A 14325-nucleotide genomic window follows, 5' to 3' on the forward strand; every position below is an offset into this window, starting at 1 on the left:
CTGGTGCAAGTACCGGATTTGTTATGCTCGCAAAGAAGGCATTCTTCAAAGTGGAATCAAGACATTAAATTAAACTTTCCTAACCATAAAGCATCTATTGAACGCAATCTATTCTACAAAAGACGCATTTGTCACATAAAAAAGGGCCGAAAATGATATCGGCCCTTTGTCTCTTGGTTAATTATTTACCAATTACAGTGAATTCATGCTTTGCACGCTAACAGGCCCGAGCTGAGCCGCTTCAACTTCTGCTTTAATCTTCTCGGCATCTCCGATGATTATCCAGGTTAATTTCTCTGGGTGCAGCACTTCTTTCGCCGCGTTACTCAAATCGTCTAAAGACAAGCTATTGTATTTCTCGACCAAAGACTCTGGGTAGTTATATTGTCTGTTAAATCTTTCACTCGACAGCAAGCTATACAATACCGCGTTAGCCGTCTCAAATTGACCTGGCAATGAGCGAACTTCGTCTAGCCGCGCCCTTTCAAGTTCATTCGCCATTGGCGGCTTTTCACCTAAGTAAGCGTTAAGCTCTTTCTTAAGCTCAAGCAGAGATGGACCTGTTTTATCGGTTTGCACTGGCGCATAAACCATAAACGGGCGCTGTCCCCTAGCATCTTGCAGGAAGGTGTACGCGCCATAAGACCAGCTTTTATCTTCACGCAGGTTCATATTAACGCGAGCAGTAAAAGCACCACCTAAGGTTAAATTCATGGCATTAATTGCAATATTGTTGTCAGCCCCTGTTGGTGGCGCTAAATGTGCAGCCAGAATAAGCGACTGTTGTGCACCAGGGCGGTCGATAATAATCGCTTGGCCTTGCTCAGGCATTGACGCTTCAGCAATTTGCTTCGCACCTTTGCTACCTTCTACCTTCCATTTGCCAAACTCTTTCTCAAGCACGGGTTTAATGGCACCTAACGTGGTGTCGCCAACAACAAAAATTGTCGCATTGTCTGGGCGTAGCCACGTATTTTTAAAGTTAACAAGGTCATCTCGCGTAATCGCTTGTACGTCTTGTTCAGTTCCGGTACCGGTAAACGGAATACCGTACGCATGGCCTTCACCATAGATAAGAGGCGGAAGTAACGTAAGCGCAATACTTACAGGGCGTGTTTTTTGCTGTGCAATATTACTTAATATAAGCGCTCGTTGACGTTCAATCTCTTCCTCTTTGAACGTTGGTGATTTCAAGATATTCCCCATCAGCGCCAAAGAAGGCTCCATGTTCTCTGTTAACATTGACATGGTAACTGTGGTGGTATCTAGGTTTGAGCCGGCGTTTAAATCAGTACCCAACTGCTCAAGCTCTGCCGCAAGCTCCAGCGCATCATATTTTCCCGCGCCTTCGTCAAGCATCTGTGTGGTGAAGCTCGCAAGTCCTAACTTGCCACCCGCATCAGCAGCGTAACCTGCGTCGAATTGCACCGCAACATTCACCAATGGAACCGTAGAGCGTTTTGCAAATACTACCTTTACACCGTTAGAAAGCGTAGTTTCTGTCACCTCAGGAAAGCTCAGTTGAGTCTCTGCATCGATTGAAGGCAAGCCAGAACTGCGGTCAACGCCTTCGGTAGATGCTGTGTGCTCAATAAACGGAACAACCGTGATTTGATGCCACCCTTCTTTTAGCCATTTATTCGCAGCCGCTTTAACCCCTTTAGGAGTAGCCTGTCCTAGCTCACTCAATTCAGTTTTGAAGTAGTTAGGGTCGCCAGCAATGAACTCACCACTAGCAAGCGTATCGGCTTTACCGCCAAAGCCCCCAACCTCTTCAAGCCCGCGAATAATTGAAGCACGTCGCTTAGTCGACACCAATTTAACTTCGTCTTTGCTTGGACCTTTACTCAAAAACTCGCTAATGACTTTATCTATTTCTTTTTCCACTGTCGCAACGTCAACGCCATCTTTTACGTCAACCGTCACACCAAAAATAGACGCCATTTGTAGCTCGTAGTTAAACACCGAGGCATTGGTAGCAATTTGTTGGTCGTACACCAGTTCTTTGTAAAGGCGTGAGTTTTTACCATCGCCCATGACACTCGCGGCAATGAACAAGTCTGTTGCGGTTGAAGAGGTATTTTCAGGTGAAACCCAAAGGCGGTAAATGCGCGATTGAGGTACTTTGTCTTGAATCACTTCGCGGGTGTTTGCGCTACGCTTTGGCACCCATGCTTCCCACTTAGATAGTGCTGGGCCCGGCTCAATGTCAGCGAAATATTTGTTAACCAGAGGTTTGGCTTCTTCTGCGTTAATGTCGCCGCTTAGCACCAGTATTGCGTTATTCGGTCCGTAATATTGGTTAAACCAGCCCTTAACGTCGTCTAACGAGGCGGAGTTAAGATCTTCCATCGAGCCAATCACCGTATGATGGTAAGGATGCCCTATGGGAAATAAGCCTTCAAAAATATGTGTGAATACGCTTCCATATGGCTGGTCTTCGCCCTGACGTTTTTCATTTTGTACAACGCCACGCTGTTCGTCTAATTTCTCTTGTGTTACCGCACCTAACAAGTGCCCCATGCGATCAGATTCCATCCAGAGAATACGATCAAGTGCAGGTGTCGGAACGGTTTGGAAATAGTTAGTACGGTCAAAGTTTGTGGTACCGTTTAATCCTGTTGCCCCAGCTTCTTGTAACGGCCCAAACCATTCATCGTCATAGTTCTCCGTGCCGTTAAACATTAAGTGTTCAAATAAGTGCGCAAACCCTGATTTGCCGTTTGGTTCGTCTTTTGAACCCACCTTGTACCAAACCGCAACGGCAACCACTGGGGCCTTGCGGTCTTCATGAACAATTACGGTTAAACCATTATCAGTAGTGAACTTTTCGTAGTCGATATTGATATCGTTCTTGGCAAACGCTGAGCCAACCAGCGTACTACTTACTGCCAGCACACCTACACTTACTTTTAAGCGCTTGGTGAGATGCTTAAGTACAGTCATTTCGTCATCCTTAATCTTATTATCTGTGCTGAACACCAAAATGTGCCAGGCACCACAAAACGGCTTTACGCCAGTACTAAACATAAATCAATTTGGTAGTTTATAAAGAGTTACGATGCAGAAAACTGTAACGGATTGTAAAAGAGAGGATAAACGACGAACGAAGAAAAATTGTTAGGGAAAAGTAAGGAAGAAAGTCGCAATTATATTGCGACTAGCCGTGCCCAAAGCGCTTTAACTTGTTTAGCATCTTCACTTTCTAATTCGTTGTTGGCGAATGCGCTATTAAGGCTCTCGAGCATTTTATCATTAAGCATCGCAACCGTAGCATCTTCTTGCATTTCTAACTGGCGAGCCTCTACTGCAAAGTGACCTTGCAAGTAGCTGGCTATAAACAATTCGTCATCACTACCGTGATTTACCACGTCATCAAGCGATGCCTCAATATCTGCGATGGCGTTAACGACACTTTCTGGTGCTGCAGCAGGTGGTAACACGTCTTACTCCTTCCTGTTTTTAAATATCAAATCTTAGTTCGAGATAAACTCATTTTTTATGGCTATACATGTGCCGTGTTGTATCAAACTACGTCTTTAAACAGCTTGGCAAAGTACTTTATCTTTATACCCAGTGATAACCGTGAACGCGCCTGCGAGTTCAGCGTCTAGCGTTGCATCGCTTGAGTCTAAGCGAAGCGGCTTACCGTTTAATGCCTGTAGTTTTTGTTTAGTGGCAACAACGAGCATATTCTGCTTGCCAATTTGACGGATAAAAGCAGGGCTAAGCTGCTGATTTCCGCGCCCTAATATGTGGCCCTGACCACCGATCACCGTCAAAATGACTTTCGTGAGTTTGCCTTGAGTCAGCGCAATCAGTTCGCTCGCAGTAACGTCACTTGCGATTAGCTCACCTTGTTTAACCACATCCACACCTAATAAGGTATTTTCTAGGCCAAGAAAGTCCATGACCGCACCTACAGTAGAGCCGGATCCCATGACAAAATAGGTGTCAGGCTCATCGTCAATAATTTCACCAACATAAGCGGCAATGTCGTCAAGCACTAAGGCCTCGTCCTCTTTCCCGCCCATTTTTACTGCTTGAACGTAAGTGAGCTCTGCGGGTACGCGCATTTCACCATAGTGTTTGGCAATAACTTTGCCCGCGCGAAACGCGTTTTCGTCAATATCACGTACTTCGGCGTCCATTTCACTCACAAGCTCGCCTGCGATCATCTGACTTACTACCTGCCCTGCCGCTGACGGCGACACGCAGTAAACGCCAGAGTGAATTTTGCAACCTGCAGGCACACCTAGCACGGGCACCTGTGTGCCAACTACGCTACAGATATTACGGGCTGTGCCGTCGCCACCGGCAAAAAGCAGTAAGTCGACGTTGGCGTCCACCATTGCTTTAGCTGCACGCTCTGAATCTTCGCCCTCGGTTTGCACGGCATCGGCCGTATAGATTACCTCATAAGGAATACCTAGAGATTCACAGATTGTTTCACCCATATCGCCCGACGCTGTCACGACGCTAAATTGCCCAGATAAGGCTTCTAGAATACTGAGCGCTTTCGCCATTTTTTCGTTGGCTTTTTTCTCTGCTCCCATAGCCAGTGCTTTTTCGCGAATTTCTGCACCGTCGCTGCCTTTAAGCGCGAGTGCTCCGCCTATGCCGGCAAAGGGGTTTACCACAACACCCAGTTTGAATTTGGGTTTGTTATCAAACGTTGATTGGTTAAGATCAGTTTGATTCATTCGGCATCTACTCCTATTCCGCCACCTAATTTGCTGTAAGCGTATTTTTTGACGTGCCTGTTACCGTGCTATTTATTATGCTGTTACATGAACCAGACGACTTACCTTTACCAAACTTAGATGACAGCGCATCAATAAATTGTGCAGCCCGGGGCGGAAAGCCCTCAGATTTATAGCGTTCAAGCTGAGCGGCTACGTTTCGCGTAAAACCTTCTCTGTCGGGCTCAGCACCGTTTAAGTTATCTGTGCTTACCTGAAACTTTCTGCCTGCTGCTTCTGTAAACGCCCACTCAATGGCCTGGGGCTTAATTTCTACTTTTTCGAAGTCAGCTTGTTGTGATGCATCGCGGCCATCTGGGCAATACCAGTAACCGTAATCTTCTAATAGTCGACGCTTTTCACCCGCAATACACCAGTGCGCAATTTCATGCAAAGCGCTTGAAAAAAATCCATGAGCAAACACGACTTGATGGTAAGGCGTTGCGCTGTCTGCTGGGATGTAAATGGGTTCGTCATCACCTAAAACCAAGCGCGTATTAAAATCTTCAAATGTCGAATTAAACAACGCGATTAACACAGGTACATCAACGTCTGCTTCTGAGTGATCCGACCCCGTAGGCGTTTCTCGGTGCATGCCCGGATATTCACTTTTTAGGCTTTCAACGTTTGAGCCTTTAGTATCGGTATTTTTAGTTTCAGTTTTGGCAAACAATGCGTGATGACTTGCGATGTTCATGGCGGCTAATAAATTCTACACAACAGAGCTATTTCAATGGCGGTGGAGTATACCAGTAAAACTTTGTCTTCTCACTTGAAAGGCTCGCTTGCTTAGGTCAATCTAGGTTTACAACAACGAATTAGCCACACTATCTCAACAGGGAGTTTGTCATTTGGCGCAAGAGATAATTAAACATATTCATCGGGTCAATGCCCTTCGTGACTTAGCCAATCAGTTGGGTGTAATGCCTATCATTCATCAATTGCAACACTGGCAATGCGAACGCTTACTGGTCACGCACGACGATTTAGCACAGCAAAAACGTTACCAAAAAGCCATGGCTTTTTTTGTAGATGAATTGTACGGGCCAAAAGATTTTAGCCAACGGGACGCTGATTTAGTGCGAGTCATTCCAAAACTCGCAAAAGTACTGCCCGATAAAGCCATGAACGCCATGGATGATGCATTATCGTTAAACGCATTGTCGTTTGATTTAGATATGGCGATGGCACAGTATCTTCAAACCCACTTTCCTGGAGAACCTATCAATCGGGACAACTACGCCGTTGCTTATCGAAGTGTAGGCAGAATTGAGGATAGAAAGCATCAAATCGACATAATTTCCCATTTGGGCGATCAACTCGCCGACGTTATAAAAATTCGTGGTATAGGTATGTTGATTTCACTGTCCCGTCGTCCAGCTAAATTAGCAGGATTACTCGCATTGCATGAGTTTTTGGAACGAGGGTTTGATGCGTTTAAAGCGATAGGTGACGTGCAGAGCTTTATTGACCCTGTATTGGTGAGAGAAAAAGCGATAATGCAATTATTGTTAAGCGATGATTTAACGTTACCTGAAGATAATCCCCTGCCTGTGGTATGAGGCACAATGCCTGAACGTGAAGAAGCAGAGTAGATCAAAGCAAAAATATGAGTAAGGAAAAGATTTGAGCACCCCAACGCTTAATTGGATGTTAGACGCCCCCTATGTGCAGCAGTGGCATATTGATGAAACGCACATCGACCACTATCAGCACGTTAATAATGTGGCATACCTGTCGCAGTTAGAAAGCCTAGCATGGGCCCATTCAAACGCGCTTGGCTTGCAGTTTGCCGATTATCAATCGCTTAACCGTGGCATGGTCATTAAGCGCCACGAGCTAAACTACCACCTGCCAACACATCTTGGAGATACGTTAGAATGCGCTACCTGGATAGTGCATTGCGACAGCAAACTTACTTTGAAACGCCAGTTTCAATTTATCTGCCCAAAGCGAGGCAAAACCGTATTTGATGCTATGACCACATTCGTGTGTGTTAGCCTTAATACTGGTGCCCCAAAGCGAATGCCTAAACAATTTGTGGACATATACGGCAAGGCGTGTGTGGCACAATGAAAACGTGGCTAGCGATAGTGCTTTCGCTCTTCCTTATTGTGTCGCTAGGCATAAACGTTTACCTATGGCTTGGTTTAAAGCAGCACAATGATAAAGCTTATGCGCTAGAGGCCAGTTATGAACACCGTTTAGATAGTGACAAGCAGCTAGAAACCCAAGCACAGTTGGTGGATGAAACTCAGATAAACGAAAAAGCTGAGCCCTTCAACAATGAACGCTCTCCCGCCAACTTTTCACCTATGACAGGCACTAACACGGCACCCAGCGAACTTGACGATCTGCGCACCTCTTCACCACCCGTTAATCAAGATCAATTAGATTCACTGACTACCCTACTCAATAACGAGCAATACGCGTTGCTCGCCACTGAATTAACAAACCTTTTAAAATATGACCCGCTCAACGAATCTCTGTTGTTGCTAGAGGGTGAACTGATTGAGTTAACCAAGCCTCTCTCAACGGCCATAGTGCACTACTACGACTTGGCCGAACTGCCTCTTTCAACTGAAACTCACTCATTTATTGACGCAAAAATTGTTACTTTGTATCAACAGGCGCAGACGCAGTTAAGTCAAGACGAACAATGGGAACTGGTTGCCAGATTAAATGAGCCACTGTATCAACGCATACCTGACGCTAGGCACTACACCCTTAATTTGGCTGAAGCGTACGCTTATCAGCAAAAGTTTACGTTAATGGAAGACGTGCTTGCTGCCCTTCCATCAAACGACAGAGACGCTAATATCATTCGCAATAAAGCCTATGAAATGCGCGATATTGCTGACACAGGTAACACGCTTAGCGAAAGTGAAATAGAGCCAACAGGCGCTGAAGCCGCACGTTATCAAACCCGTGTAGCCTTAGCGCGCATTGGCGATCAATATCGCCTTGATGTAAAGGCGCTTAACCAAAAAGCCACCATGATTTTAGATACGGGTGCCAGTACCACCGCAATATCATCCCGACTCTTTGCGCGTTTAGGCCGTATGCGAAACCTCACGTTTATTGGTAACTTCAACATTAGAACCGCGTCAGGAACCATTGAAGCCCCTCTGGTACAAATACCGCGATTTTACTTCGCAGGTTACGAGTTCAATGATGTATCTGCCATCGTGCTGCCCGAAGACGCATTACCCGATTCTGATGGATTGTTGGGAATGAACGTTCTAGGGCAGTTTGACTTCGCGATAATGCCCCAGTCTAGTGAGTTGATTTTGACAGAGCGAGATTAATGCAGTCTGCGAAAGGGCAAGAGCTTAGCACCTCTCGCCTTTTAGCCTCTATAGCGCGATGTACTAATTTTGCAATTCAACTAAAGGAAATGTCTCAAACACCACACCTTCATGCCCCGTTTTCATAAAATTACGGATGTTGGCGTGATCGCTACCGTTCGGATTATTGAGTACGTCTTCTCGATAAAAACGCCCAAACAAGGCTAGGGTTTGTGCTTCATTTAGCTTTAAATGCTGGCCAAGTGCGAGCAGTTTGCACGAGCCGTTGTTTTGGTTTGCTTCGTTTGACACATCACCATTGGTGAAAGCAGTGGGCGTGAAAGTAAACGCGCTATCGATAAGCGCAATAACGTCGTTAAATTCGATAGTATCTGGGGAATTAGTAACTGCTTGAACTAAGTCTTGGGTGTTGCTAAACGTCATGTTTATCTCGAAAAAAAAGAAAACGATAATAGCAGGTCTAAGCTACCATCACAGACTGAAACATGTCTGGTTTCGGTATTTTCATAAAAAATCACAGCCTTCGGCGGCTGAAAAAAATAAACCCCTCCGGAAAAAAGAGGGGTTTATCATCAATTTAAAGCACCTTTTGATGCGGCACTTCTATTCCTAAACGCGTTTGCACTAGGTCATTAAACCGCTGCGCACACTCGCGTGCCTTGGTCGATGGCGCGTTTTGCGTCTAGCTCTAACGCTTCATCAGCACCACCAATTAAGTGATAAGGCATGTTTAAGCCTTCAACGATATCACGCATCGGCTCTTGGCCTGCACAGATGATAATGTTGTCTACCGGCAATACTTGGCTGTTGCCATCAACCGTAATATGTAGCCCTTCGTCATCAATTTTATCGTAGCTTACCCCTGGGATCATGGTCACGCCTTTGGCAAGCAGGCCTACTCGGTGTGCCCACCCCGTTGTTTTACCTAAACCGGCGCCAACTTTGGTTGTCTTGCGCTGTAATAGGAAAATCTCTCTTGGCGATGGCTCAGGCTGTGGCTTAACGCCTTCAATGCCCGCGCGAGCAGAGAAGGTCATATCAATGCCCCACTCTTTCATAAATGCAGGAATATCTTGGCTTGGCGTTTCTTTGCCATGAGACAAGTACTCAGCGGTATCAAAACCAATACCACCAGCACCGATAATGGCCACTCTATTGCCAACGGGTTTCTTTTCCTTCAATACTTCGATATAGGTCAGCACTTTTTCGTGTTCAATGCCTTCAATCGCTGGCGTACGCGGCTTGATTCCCGTCGCAATCATCACTTCGTCAAACCCTTCGTCGTTTAGCGCAGCCGCATCAACATAAGTATTGAGCTTAAGGGTAATGTTTTTGTGAAGCTCAATCTGGCGTTTGAAATAACGTAGCGTTTCGTAGAACTCTTCTTTGCCCGGAATTTGTTTGGCTATATTAAATTGCCCACCAATTTCGCTAGAGGCATCGTAAATGACAACATCGTGACCGCGCTTAGCAGAAGTCACTGCCGCTGCTAATCCTGCTGGGCCTGCGCCTACAACCGCTATACGCTTTTGGGTTTCTGCTGGCTTGATGTTAATTTCAAGCTCGTGACACGCACGTGGGTTTACCAAACAGCTGGTCATTTTACCGTTGAATACGTGGTCAAGGCAGGCTTGGTTGCAGCCAATACAGGTATTGATTTCATCGGCTTTATTTTGCTGCGCTTTGCGCACAAAGTCAGGGTCGGCCAAGAATGGACGCGCCATGGACACCATGTCAGCGTCACCGCGAGACAGCACTTCTTCAGCAACTTCAGGTGTGTTGATACGGTTAGACGTAATAACAGGAATTGAAAGCGCTTCTCGGAATTTAGCGGTCACCCACGTAAATGCCGCTCGCGGTACTTTAGTGGCAATGGTTGGAATACGCGCTTCGTGCCAACCAATCCCGGTGTTAATGATAGTCGCACCGGCTTTTTCAATTTCTTTGCCAAGCTGCACGACTTCATCATAAGTAGAGCCACCTTCCACCAGATCTAGCATCGATAAGCGATAAATAATGATGAAGTTCTTACCTACCGCCTCGCGCACGCGGCGTACCACTTCAATAGGCAGACGGATACGGTTCTCGTATTCGCCCCCCCACTGATCGTCACGGTGGTTTGTGCGCTTTGCAATAAACTGATTAAGGAAATAGCCTTCAGACCCCATGATCTCAACACCATCATAACCCGCGCGCTGGGCCTGGGTTGCGGCAGTAATGAAATCTTTAACCTGCTTCTCAATCTCGTCAGCATCAAGTGCTTTAGGTTTAAACGGATTAATAGGCGCTTGTACCGCAGAAGGTGCAACAAGCTTAGGGCTATACGCATAGCGCCCCGTGTGCAGAATTTGCATACAGATTTTACCGCCAGCAATGTGCACCGCGTCAGTCACTTCTTTGTGGTTTTTCACTGCTTCGTCTGTATCTAAACGAAACGTTGAAGGATGGGTAGCGCCCTCTTCGTTTGGTCCTATACCACCTGTAACGATAAGCCCTACGCCACCTCTGGCACGTTCACCATAAAATGCCGCCATACGTTTATGGCCGTCGGGTAATTCCTCTAAGCCTGTATGCATAGAGCCCATTAGCACGCGGTTTTTAAGGGTGGTAAAGCCTAAATCTAACGGACGAAATAAATGAGGGTAAACGGGATGATCGGTAACGGTCTGATTCATGATACATTCCTGAAAGTCGTTTTGGCTTGGTAAAAGCCGTTAAAAAGCCTGTTTAAATATTCTTATTTGATGCGTTTCTGTAGTAGAAGCGCTTTTTATCTAAGTATTTACTCAATCTAATTTGTTACATAGTTTATGTAATAGAAATCGTATCGCGCGCCAGCCTTAACGTATGCTAATCATCATTGGGCCATCAATGAGCAATTAGCTACAAGGGAAACGCGCTTTCATACATAAACTTACGAATTCATTTTCTTAATGGCTGGGTGTAATGGCGGATATTCCGGCAGCGTTTTGGTTTTCTGTGCTTCCATGGCTTTAAACACATCTTCCATTTGGAACATGCCCGCTTGCCATGTGGCCATATAGGTCAAGCTCTCTGCCACCGTGTGTTCTGCCGCGTAGTTAATCATAGTCTTAGTGCCTGAAACTGCTAACGGCGAATTCGATGCAATCTGCTGAGCTATTTTCATTACCGCGTCTAGCATGGCAGTTTGGTCATCGAATACCTGATTCACAAAACCAAGTTGCTGAGCTTCTGCAGCACCAAAGTTGCGTCCGGTGTAAGCCAGTTCTTTAACTATGCCAATGGGAATGAGTTTTGGAAGTCGCTGAAGTGTACCTACGTCCGCCGTCATACCTAACTGTGTTTCTTTTATGGTGAAAAAGGCGTCTTGGGTGCAATAGCGCATGTCGCATGCACTAAGCAAATCTACTGCACCACCAATTGCCCCGCCCTGCACGGCACCAATAACCGGCATACGTGCCTGCTCTATGGCGGTAAAGCTATCTTGAAGCAACATCACCATACGGCGCATACGCTCTGCTCTGCGCGACGGGTCGCCCTTAAAGTCTTCTTTCATATTCAGGAACACCGATAAGTCCATACCGGCAGAGAAATGCTTACCCGTTGATGAAATAACAATGACACGGGCGTTACCTTCATCGTCTATTTCACGAATAGCCGCTGGCAATTCGGTCCAGAACTCTGGGACCATGCTGTTCATTGCGTCGGGGCGGTTTAGTACTACGTGGGCAATATGACCCTCTTGTTTTACTTCTAATGTAGAGTACTTCATGGTTTGCGCTGTCTCCTTGAGCTGTTCCTGTTAACAAATTTGCAAACTAGACAGCGTCAAGATAAAAGGCTATGTTGACAGTGTCAAGATAAAACGTTATCTATTCGTCTCAATTTTGAAAATGGAAACATCGGGTTTATGGCTAATGCAGTACAAAGCTACCATCACGGCGACCTGCGCAGCGCGCTGATAGAGGCGGCAACGGCGCGTCTTTCTGAATACGGCGTTGATAGTTTATCTCTCAGAAAGCTGGCAGAAGATGCCGGAGTGTCACGTACTGCGCCCTATCACCATTTTAAAGACAAGAGTGCGCTTTTAAGCGCTATTGCAGCAAAAGGCTTTAGCGATTGGCATACCGCAGCTAAACGAATCTTCGAACAAGAAGACAAAACACCGCAGGCACGTTTCCGCGAATTTGTGCACGAATACATTGGCTACGCTGCCGACAATCCAGAGATGTACGAGTTGATGTTTGGTCGCACTATTTGGCAAAACCAAGCGGCGACCAACGATCTGAAAGATGTTGCATTTCCTTGCTTTCAGTTTCAAGTGACGATGACGCGCTATTGGCAAGATAAAGGACTACTTCCAAACAATCAGGATGCGTTGAGACTGGCACAGGTTACTTGGGGTACGTTACACGGGATTGCACGATTGCTCATTGATGGTATATACGCTGACAGCAGTCATATCGAGGAAATGTGTGATTGTGCAGCAGATTTGTTTATGCAAAAGCAAATGGATGCTTAGAACGGATGAATTGCCAGAGCGAGACGAAGACTCGCTCGTAGCACTTTTTCAGTTACGCCGATTCCGCTTTAGCCAGGGATACTGGCTGACCTTCGTGCGTCGCTTTAATAAACTCTGCAGCACGCTCAGCAATCATGACGGTGGGCGCATTGGTATTACCGCCAATTAGACTGGGCATCACCGAGGCGTCTACCACTCTAAGACCAGCTATACCTCTTACCCGCAATTGGGTATCGACAACGGCCATCTCATCGTCATCACTGCCCATTTTACAAGTACCAATCGGGTGATAGATGGTTTCAGCGCGCTCACGTAAAAACTCTAATATTTCTTCATCTGTTTGTGCTTCTTCCCCAGGATATAGTTCACTGCCTTGGAACTTGTCGAAGTCTGGTGCAGATAGCAGCTTACGGGCAATGCGCACACCTTCAATCATGACCTGCTGATCTTCCTCTGCAGTCAAATAATTGGGGTCAATAAGGGCTTGATCAGCAGGGTGGTTGCTTTGAAGCGAAATAGTGCCGCGGCTTTTGGGGTATAGACAGCATACGTGAAGGCCATAACCGTAACCAAAAGCTAACTGTCTTCCATGGTCGTTTAAAATTGCCGGTAGAAAGTGAAACTGAATGTCTGGGCCTTGTGTCGCTAAGCTTGAGCTAACAAAGCCACCTGCTTCGGCTATGTTGGACGAGAAAATACCTTTGCGCCTAAACGCATAGTCTGCGGTGGCTTTTACGTAGGAAGGCAAGGCCCCTAACGCCACGGCATAGCCCTCTCTCGCTTTACAAGTATATTGTACGATTGCATCAAGATGGTCTTGTAAGTTTTGGCCCACACCAGGCAGATCTTGCTGTACAAAAATCCCCTTTTCTTCTAGCTCTGCTCTGGGTCCTATACCTGAAAGCATAAGAAGTTGTGGTGAATTAATCGCGCCGCCACTCAGGATAACTTCGCTTTTAGCAAAATAGCGATTTACTACGCCTTTTTCACGTACCTGAACGCCAATTGCACGCCCCTCTTTTAACAGCACTTTTTCGGCTGCGACTCTTGTAAGTACAGTTAAATTGTTGCGATGCTTGGCCTGCGTTAAATATCCCTTCGCCGTTGAACAGCGCTGCCCGTTGGCCTGCGTAACATGGTAATACCCTAACCCTTCCCTGTCGTCTCGGTTAAAGTCGTCGAGCTGTTGATAGCCTGCAATCGACGCTGAGTTCACAAATGCGTCTGACAGCACGCTGGTATGCCTAAGCTTGCTAACATTGAGTGGGCCGCCTGTGCCATGGTATTCATCAGCACCTTCTTCAAAGTTCTCAGAGCGTTTGAAATAAGGCAGTACTTCATCAAACGACCAACCTTCAGCCCCTTCTTCATTAGCCCAGCGGTCGTAGTCTTCTTTTTGCCCGCGAATATAACACATCGCATTAACCGAACTGCTGCCGCCCAAGGTTTTACCGCGGGGCCAGAACAGTTCTCTGTCATACATCTCTTTTTGGGGTGCTGTGTGATAACCCCAGCCAATCCCCTCAAATCTACTGAGTAAAGACAACCCAAACGGGATATGAATAAGCGGATTAGTGTCCTTTGAGCCAGCCTCTAATAGCAAAATATCTAACGCGGGGTTTTCTGATAAACGGGTGGCAAGCACCGCGCCCGCAGAACCGCCGCCTACAATAATGTAATCGTATTTGCTCAGTACTTCGCTCATTTCGCCAACTCCTTGAGGGCAAGACTATTAAATGTTAAAAAAACGTTGTGGTACGACCAGATTACC

Annotated in this window: 12 protein-coding genes; 4 read left to right on the forward strand and 8 right to left on the reverse strand. The window is 46.3% G+C overall.

All coding sequences use genetic code 11. The features are described 5' to 3' along the window. Window positions 1–192: 192 nt before the first annotated feature. The 4 genes from WA381_RS09075 to WA381_RS09090 all read right to left on the reverse strand — a co-directional run bounded on the left by WA381_RS09075 (window position 193) and on the right by WA381_RS09090 (window position 5439). On the reverse strand, window positions 193–2946 hold the full coding sequence (locus WA381_RS09075) for a M16 family metallopeptidase (RefSeq protein ID WP_156086596.1): 2754 nt from the start codon (window positions 2944–2946) through the stop codon (window positions 193–195). A gap of 203 nt (window positions 2947–3149) precedes the next feature. Next, window positions 3150–3443, reverse strand: coding sequence for a YfcL family protein (locus tag WA381_RS09080; protein WP_014949976.1), 294 nt, complete (start codon window positions 3441–3443; stop codon window positions 3150–3152). A gap of 96 nt (window positions 3444–3539) precedes the next feature. Continuing rightward, window positions 3540–4703 carry an ATP-NAD kinase family protein gene (locus tag WA381_RS09085; RefSeq protein WP_156086597.1) on the reverse strand — a complete coding sequence of 388 codons (1164 nt, stop codon included), beginning with the start codon at window positions 4701–4703 and terminating at the stop codon, window positions 3540–3542. A gap of 25 nt (window positions 4704–4728) precedes the next feature. Beyond that, on the reverse strand, window positions 4729–5439 hold the full coding sequence (locus tag WA381_RS09090) for an elongation factor P hydroxylase (protein WP_156086598.1): 711 nt from the start codon (window positions 5437–5439) through the stop codon (window positions 4729–4731). A gap of 154 nt (window positions 5440–5593) precedes the next feature. On the opposite strand from WA381_RS09090, the gene WA381_RS09095 reads away from it, so the two are divergent. The 3 genes from WA381_RS09095 to WA381_RS09105 all read left to right on the forward strand — a co-directional run bounded on the left by WA381_RS09095 (window position 5594) and on the right by WA381_RS09105 (window position 8050). Further along, on the forward strand, window positions 5594–6304 hold the full coding sequence (locus tag WA381_RS09095) for an FFLEELY motif protein (RefSeq protein ID WP_110288613.1): 711 nt from the start codon (window positions 5594–5596) through the stop codon (window positions 6302–6304). A gap of 64 nt (window positions 6305–6368) precedes the next feature. Next, entirely contained in the window at window positions 6369–6818 is a 450-nt protein-coding gene (locus tag WA381_RS09100) for an acyl-CoA thioesterase (protein WP_156086599.1), read from the forward strand. Next, window positions 6815–8050 carry a retropepsin-like aspartic protease family protein gene (locus tag WA381_RS09105; protein ID WP_156086600.1) on the forward strand — a complete coding sequence of 412 codons (1236 nt, stop codon included), beginning with the start codon at window positions 6815–6817 and terminating at the stop codon, window positions 8048–8050. Before WA381_RS09100 ends, WA381_RS09105 begins: the two co-directional genes overlap by 4 nt. Before the next feature lie 63 nt (window positions 8051–8113). On the opposite strand, the gene WA381_RS09110 is transcribed toward WA381_RS09105, so the two are convergent. The 3 genes from WA381_RS09110 to WA381_RS09120 form a co-directional block, all read right to left on the reverse strand. Continuing rightward, the gene (locus tag WA381_RS09110) at window positions 8114–8473 is read right to left on the reverse strand and encodes a HopJ type III effector protein (RefSeq protein ID WP_156086601.1); all 360 of its coding nucleotides are present in this window, start codon (window positions 8471–8473) and stop codon (window positions 8114–8116) included. A 209-nt stretch (window positions 8474–8682) separates the two neighbouring features. Beyond that, entirely contained in the window at window positions 8683–10725 is a 2043-nt protein-coding gene (locus WA381_RS09115; RefSeq protein WP_156086602.1) for an NADPH-dependent 2,4-dienoyl-CoA reductase, read from the reverse strand. 239 nt (window positions 10726–10964) lie between these two features. Then, window positions 10965–11804 carry a crotonase/enoyl-CoA hydratase family protein gene (locus tag WA381_RS09120; protein WP_156086603.1) on the reverse strand — a complete coding sequence of 280 codons (840 nt, stop codon included), beginning with the start codon at window positions 11802–11804 and terminating at the stop codon, window positions 10965–10967. 138 nt (window positions 11805–11942) lie between these two features. Here WA381_RS09120 and WA381_RS09125 point away from each other — a divergent pair, with 138 nt between their 5' ends. Next, the gene (locus WA381_RS09125; protein ID WP_156086604.1) at window positions 11943–12554 is read left to right on the forward strand and encodes a TetR/AcrR family transcriptional regulator; all 612 of its coding nucleotides are present in this window, start codon (window positions 11943–11945) and stop codon (window positions 12552–12554) included. Window positions 12555–12606: 52 nt separating this feature from the next. Here WA381_RS09125 and WA381_RS09130 read toward each other — a convergent pair whose 3' ends face one another. Further along, window positions 12607–14259, reverse strand: a complete 1653-nt coding sequence (locus WA381_RS09130) for a GMC family oxidoreductase (protein WP_156086605.1) — start codon at window positions 14257–14259, stop codon at window positions 12607–12609. Window positions 14260–14325 lie beyond the last annotated feature (66 nt).

Origin of the sequence: Alteromonas sp. CH_MED4-4 (assembly GCF_037029575.1) — a bacterium.
Taxonomy (GTDB): Bacteria; Pseudomonadota; Gammaproteobacteria; order Enterobacterales; family Alteromonadaceae; genus Alteromonas; species Alteromonas macleodii.